Source organism: Inquilinus limosus MP06, assembly GCF_000767795.1.
In the GTDB taxonomy this organism is placed as follows: Bacteria; Pseudomonadota; Alphaproteobacteria; order DSM-16000; family Inquilinaceae; genus Inquilinus; species Inquilinus limosus_E.
Genome location: NZ_JANX01000444.1, coordinates 1 through 5,481, shown reverse-complemented (window position 1 = coordinate 5,481; position 5,481 = coordinate 1). Strand labels below are relative to the sequence as shown.

Genomic DNA, 5,481 nt, shown 5'->3' with positions numbered 1-5,481 from the left:
AGCATCTGCTTCGCGTCGACGATCTGCTGCTTGAGCTTGGTCAGGCGCCGGCGCGTGGTGTCGACCGCCAGGTCAAGGGTCGAGCGGGTCGTCTCGACCTTGCGGGCCAGCAGGCTGGCCTCGGCGACGGGCTCGGCGGAGGCGGCGGGCGCGGCCTCGGCCGGCTGCTGCACGCCGGTGCCGCCGTCCGGCGCCTTGTTGTAGTCGGGGAAGGGCTTCTGCGCCGGGACGTCGGCGCACCCCGCGGCCGCCAGGGCCAGGAGCATCGCGGAGTGCCGTGCCAGGAGCAGCGGCGAGCGTGGGATCTTGGTCGTCATGACGACCCTCACCAGGTGGGAGGAAGTTCGCTGATCACCAGAACGGCGGGAACCGGCCGGGTCGAGGTGTCGACCGCCGCCACCCAGACGGCATAGGTGCCGTTGGCGGGCCTCTGGAAGGTGATCGCGGGGTTGATGCCGCCATCGTCTGAATCGTCGGCGCAGACCCATGCCCCGGCCGGCGTGCGGACGAGGAGGGCGACATCGGAGCCCGCGGCGGCATAGATGCTCAGCGGGCGCTGGCCATTCTCGAACTCGATCTTGGCGTCGGCCCGGCTGGGCGTGATGTTGCCGACGCAGTCCGGGCCGAGCCCGGCGACCGAATACGGACCGCCGGCGATGACGCCGATCGGGAAGGGATCGACCGTGAAGCCCCCGTTCAGGGACACGGTCGCATAGGACGGGCGGGCGTCGGCATCGGGCGCGCTGGCCGGCGCCGTGGTCGCCACCGTCTGCGCGGCGGCCTGGGCCGAGACGATCGCCCAGGCGACGACAACCGCGACGCCGGCCGGCGTCTTACGGTGAGGCATCCGTTCCTCCCTGCGGCTGGCCGGCTCGGTCACTCGGCGAGCCGGACGAAGCGTCGGGCAGTCCTGCGCCATGCGCCTGACTGATGGGAAGGCGGAATGATCCCCTCATTGGCGCCGTTGGTCAATGGAGCCCCTCCACCCTGCCAAATGAGACCCAATCAAGATCGATCGAGATACTGATCCGGCAAGGGGGAGATCATGGGTGCCAGGCCGAACGGTGCGGGCATATTGTCCGGGATTCGGTAAGGGCCGCTGAATCCCTTGCTGTTCAGGCGCTCGGGGCGATGGTCATTTGGCCAACCAGACGTTCCAGTAGCGCGGCGCGTCGGCCGGCCATACCTTGAAGCCCTGCACCCGCCTGGCGACGGCATAGTCCGAGGCGTGCAGATACAGGCTGGCGGCCGGCGCCTCCTCGGTGAACAGGCGGCCGATCTGGTCCAGCACCGACTGCATCTGCGCCCGGTCGGTGGTGGCGTTGGCCCGGGCCAGCAGGTCGATGGCGCGCGGATCCTTCCAGATCTTGCGCGGCTGAGGGCCGATGATCCGCTCCCACTGGCCCAGCGGGTCCAGCCGCGGCGAGTAGGAGAAGGACTGGGTCTGGAACTTGCCGGTGGTGTAGGCGTCCAACTGCGCCGTCCACTCCAGCACCTCCAGGTCGACATTCAGCCCGGCGCTGCGCAGCATGTCCTGCATCAGCACGGCGCAGTCATACATCTCGGCATAGCGCTTGTTTGCGGTCATGACGATGCGCTGGCCCTTGTAGCCGGCCTCGGCCAGCAGGGCCTTGGCCCGCTCCGGGTCGTAGGGCAGGGCGTCGGTCTGGGCCTGGGAGTGGTAGGGGCTGAACGCCGGCACCGGCGTGGCCGAGAATTTGGAGCCGCCGAAGGTCACAGCCTCGGCGATGGCGGCGCGGTCCAGCGCCATCACGATCGCCTGCCGCACCCGCTTGTCCTGCAGCACCGGGTCCTCGGACTGCAGGATCAGCGCTTCCCAGCCCGGCGTGACGGCGGATTCGACCGTCAGGTTCGGGTTGCCCTGCAGCTGGATCCGGTCCTGCGATTCCAAGGGCGCGGTGTCCAGCGCGCCGGCCTGCAGCGCGGTCAGCTTGGCCGCCGCGTCCGGCATGATGGCGAAGCGGACCTTGTCGACATACACCTCCTTGCGGCCGACATAGCCGCTCATGGCGTCGTCGCGCGGGGTGTAGCCGTCGAAGCGGGTCAGTTCTATGTACTGCCCCGGCCGCCAGTCCGACAGGATGAAGGGGCCGGTGCCGACCGGCTTGTCCCAGCTGCCGTCCTGCTTGACCGAGGACGGGTGCAGCACCGGCGTGCCGCCGCAATCCATCCGCGCCAGATTGTACAGGAAGCCGGCATCCGCCCGGTTCAGCGCATAGACCACGGTGTCCGGGTCCGGCATTGTCACGCTCTGGACCTTCAGCCCGTTGTCGCCGGTGTAGACGTCGCGGCAGCGCCATTTGGTGGCCGGGTCCATCAGCCGGTCCCAGGACCATTTCACCTCGGCCGAGGTCATGACGGCGCCGTTCTGGAACCTGACGCCGCGCCGCAGGTGGAAGGTGTAGGTCCGGCCGTCCGGTGACACGTCCCAGCGTTCGGCCAGCATCGGCCCGACCTCCAGGTCCTCGCGGAAGCCGACCAGCCCCTCGACGATGTGCTGGTGCACGATGTCGGTGGCGCCGTCGCGGTCGACGCCGGGATTGGTGCTGCGGATGTCGGCCGACAGCACCGTGGTGATGGTGCCGCCGCGCTGCGGCGCATCGGCCGCCATGGCAGGGACCGCCGCCAGTGTCGCCGCCGCGGCCAGAAGCATGAGCCGGTTCATTCTGCCCCCTGTCTGTTCGTGATTATGCGCCGAAGGCGACGACCCGGCCGGGGCCGAGCACGTCGTGGAAGAAGTCGCGCGCCCGTTCCGCCACCGCCGCGAAATCGTGCGCGGCGCCGGGGATGATGTCGTGCCGCACCGCCAGCCCATGCGCCTGCAGGTTGCGGCGCAGGCTGGTCAGCCGGGCGATGCGGTTGGCCCCGGCCCGGTTGGCGTCGGTCCTCCAGTGCCGGCTGCCGGGGCGGTGGGTGATCGACGCCGTCTCCAGATCGCTGTCGCCGACCGCGAGATGCACCGGCACGCGGCGCATCGCCTCCAGGTCCGGAGCGCGGCCGAACAGGCGCTCCATGTCGCGCGTGCCGACCCACCAGCCGCGCTTCGGGTCGATCAGCGTCACCGAGCCCGGGGCGCCGATCGACACGGCGCGCAGCCGCTCCGGATGCAGCAGCAGGAAGCGGTGGGCGAAATGGGCGCCGCCGGAGAACCCGGCCAGGCAGAAGCGGTCGAAGCCCAGGCCGAGCCGGGCCTCGGCCTCCGCCACCATGGCCAGCAGCAGCCGGTCGTACCGGATGTCGGCCTCGGCCAGGTATTTGTAGCCATCCTCGTTGCCGTCGCCGAGCGGGTCGGCGGGGAACAGTGGCGCCAGCACCACGGCACCGTGCCAGCGGGCGAAATCGGCGAAGGCGTCGCGGCTCGATTCAACGCCGCGCAGGCTGCCATGAACCGACACCAGCAGCGGCACCCGCTCGGTCGCACGCAGCCGCGGGGGAATGAACAGGCTGTAGGCGAATCGCGGATCGGCCCGGCAGGACAGCAGCGGCGTGGCGCCCGTGCGCCGTGGGCCTGCCGGCGCCGGCCGCGCCGCCGATTCACGTGCCGCCTCGAGCGCCGTTCCGGGATCCGATCTCGCCACCCCGCCATCCGCCATTTGGCTTTCTCCAAAATTGGCGCCAATTTTGTCGTGACGATAGACGTCAAAATCGCGGGCGGCAACCCGGCATGCTACAAGGCGCCGGGAGCTGGAGGCGGCCAGGGTGGGGACATCGAGGGGGCGATGACGCGGCAGGGCACGGATCACGGGCGGGTCGGGACGCTGGTCGAGGCGATCCGCGACGACATCCTCTACGGCGTCTACCGGGCGGGGGAGTGGCTGAAGCAGATCGACCTGCAGGAGCGCTACGAGGCCAACCGCTTCGAGGTGCGCGAGGCGCTGGTCGAGCTGAGGAACCGCCGGCTGGTCGAGCACAAGGTCAACAGCGGCTTCCGGGTTGCGGCGCCCGACCCGCAGGAACTGCTGCATCTGAAGGCGGTGCGGACGATCCTGGAGACCGGCGCGGCGGACCCGGTGGTGGGGCTGGCGACGGCGGCCGATCTCGAGGACCTCGAGCGGCTCGCGGCGCGATTCGAGCAGGCCATCGAGACGGCCGATCCGCCGACCCGGGCCGAATTGAACTTCGCCTTCCACCGCCGGCTCTACGATATCGCCGCCAACCCGGTGCTGGCCGGGCTGATCCGCGACATGCGCGAGCGCGGCCAGTCCGGCACCACCGGCCGCTGGTTCACCCTGGCGGGGCTGCGCCTGAGCGCGCAGGAGCACCACGCCATGGTCGCCGCCATCGGCGCCCGCGACGCGGCGGCGCTGCGCGTTCTGATCGACCGGCACATCAACCGACGGTGAGGAAAGAAAAGAGAAAGGGCCCGACCGTCGCCGGCCGGGCCCTGTCTTTGGTGGAGCCAAGGAGGATCGAACTCCTGACCTCTACAATGCCATTGTAGCGCTCTCCCAGCTGAGCTATGGCCCCGAAACTCTGGGCGACGCACCGTCCGGGGTGTTTTCCGGGGGGCGTCGGCGGGGGCGGATATTATTCATCCGCCCCGCCTATGCAAGAGGTTTTTTGCAGGTTTTTGCAACGCCCGCGATCAGCGGTTCCGCTCCTCGCCGTCGTCCTCGATTTCGACGTCGACATCCTCCTCGCCGAGATCGTCGGCATCCTCGATCAGGACGTCCTCGTCCTCGCCGAGCTCCTCCTCGGCGTCGAACTCGTCGGCCTTGTCCTTGCCGGGGACCTCGTCCTCCTCGTCCTCTCCGGTCGCGGTGTCGTCGAGCTCACCTTCGTCGAGCACCTCGACCTCCTCGGCCGATTCCTCGTCTTCGCCGGACTCCTCCTCGGATTCGTCCTCGAGCAGCGCGTCGCTGTCCTCGTCCTTGACCGCGCGCACCTTCTCGACCGGCTCGTCGATGATGGTGGAGCGCGACCGGCGCGACTTCAGGAAGGCCTCCGGGTCGAACTCGGTGCCGCATTTCGGGCAGATGATCGGGTCACGCTGCAGATCGTAGTAGCGGGCCCCGCAATTGTGGCAGATGCGCTTGGCGCCCCATTCAGGCTTCGCCACGCCGAGCCTCCTCGGGTTATGTCGGGATGGAAGGGCGCCATCTGCCATGCGGAATGCCGGCTGTCAAAAACAAAAAGCCGTTCCTTGCGCCCGTCGGCGTTCCACCGGCGTTCCCGCCATGCTATCAGCCCGCGGTTCGGCAGTTCTCGCCCCGGGCCGCGATGGGGCCGAAGCTTGATGGGAAGGTCGCCTTGCAACTCGTGATCTCGCGCCCGGCGGCATCCGGCGCTCGGAATTCGGCGGCATGACCGTCATCGCCATCGACGGCACCGCCGCCTCGGGCAAGGGCACGCTGGCCCGCCGCCTGGCCGCTTCCTACGGCTTCGACCATCTCGACACCGGTCTCCTGTACCGTGCCGTCGGCGTCGCGGTGCTGCGCGCCGGCGGCAGCCCGGACGACC

7 protein-coding genes and 1 tRNA gene are annotated in these 5,481 nt (G+C 69.5%); 2 read left to right on the top strand and 6 right to left on the bottom strand.

Annotated features, from left to right (window positions below; all coding sequences use genetic code 11):
* The 4 genes from P409_RS25415 to P409_RS25400 form a co-directional block, all read right to left on the bottom strand.
* Positions 1-317, bottom strand: a 317-nt coding sequence (locus tag P409_RS25415; protein WP_034845020.1) for a hypothetical protein, incomplete at its 3' end; no start/stop codon positions are given.
* Positions 318-325: 8 nt separating this feature from the next.
* Positions 326-847 (bottom strand): hypothetical protein, encoded by a 522-nt coding sequence (locus P409_RS25410; protein WP_052121375.1) that lies wholly within the window; start codon positions 845-847, stop codon positions 326-328.
* A 288-nt stretch (positions 848-1,135) separates the two neighbouring features.
* Positions 1,136-2,686 carry an ABC transporter substrate-binding protein gene (locus P409_RS25405; RefSeq protein WP_034845019.1) on the bottom strand — a complete coding sequence of 517 codons (1,551 nt, stop codon included), beginning with the start codon at positions 2,684-2,686 and terminating at the stop codon, positions 1,136-1,138.
* Between the two features lie 22 nt (positions 2,687-2,708).
* Positions 2,709-3,599 (bottom strand): alpha/beta hydrolase family protein, encoded by an 891-nt coding sequence (locus P409_RS25400; RefSeq protein ID WP_193366524.1) that lies wholly within the window; start codon positions 3,597-3,599, stop codon positions 2,709-2,711.
* A gap of 141 nt (positions 3,600-3,740) precedes the next feature.
* On the opposite strand from P409_RS25400, the gene P409_RS25395 reads away from it, so the two are divergent.
* Entirely contained in the window at positions 3,741-4,364 is a 624-nt protein-coding gene (locus P409_RS25395) for a GntR family transcriptional regulator (RefSeq protein ID WP_034845018.1), read from the top strand.
* Between the two features lie 48 nt (positions 4,365-4,412).
* On the opposite strand, the gene P409_RS25390 is transcribed toward P409_RS25395, so the two are convergent.
* Together P409_RS25390 and P409_RS25385 are read right to left on the bottom strand one after the other, a co-directional pair.
* A tRNA-Ala gene (locus P409_RS25390) sits at positions 4,413-4,488 on the bottom strand.
* Between the two features lie 118 nt (positions 4,489-4,606).
* A complete protein-coding gene (locus P409_RS25385; RefSeq protein ID WP_034845017.1) occupies positions 4,607-5,080 on the bottom strand; it encodes a TIGR02300 family protein in 474 nt (157 codons plus the stop codon).
* Positions 5,081-5,324: 244 nt separating this feature from the next.
* Between P409_RS25385 and P409_RS25380 the strand changes: the two genes are divergently transcribed.
* Positions 5,325-5,481 (top strand): (d)CMP kinase (locus tag P409_RS25380; RefSeq protein WP_034845016.1); only part of this gene is annotated, 157 nt, incomplete at its 3' end.

Excerpts from the sequence above, each read along its gene's own strand:
- P409_RS25395 (WP_034845018.1), top strand. The coding sequence starts at position 3,741 with ATGACGCGGCAGGGCACGGATCACGGGCGGGTCGGGACGCTGGTCGAG.
- P409_RS25410 (WP_052121375.1), bottom strand. The coding sequence starts at position 847 with ATGCCTCACCGTAAGACGCCGGCCGGCGTCGCGGTTGTCGTCGCCTGG.
- P409_RS25405 (WP_034845019.1), bottom strand. The coding sequence starts at position 2,686 with ATGAACCGGCTCATGCTTCTGGCCGCGGCGGCGACACTGGCGGCGGTC.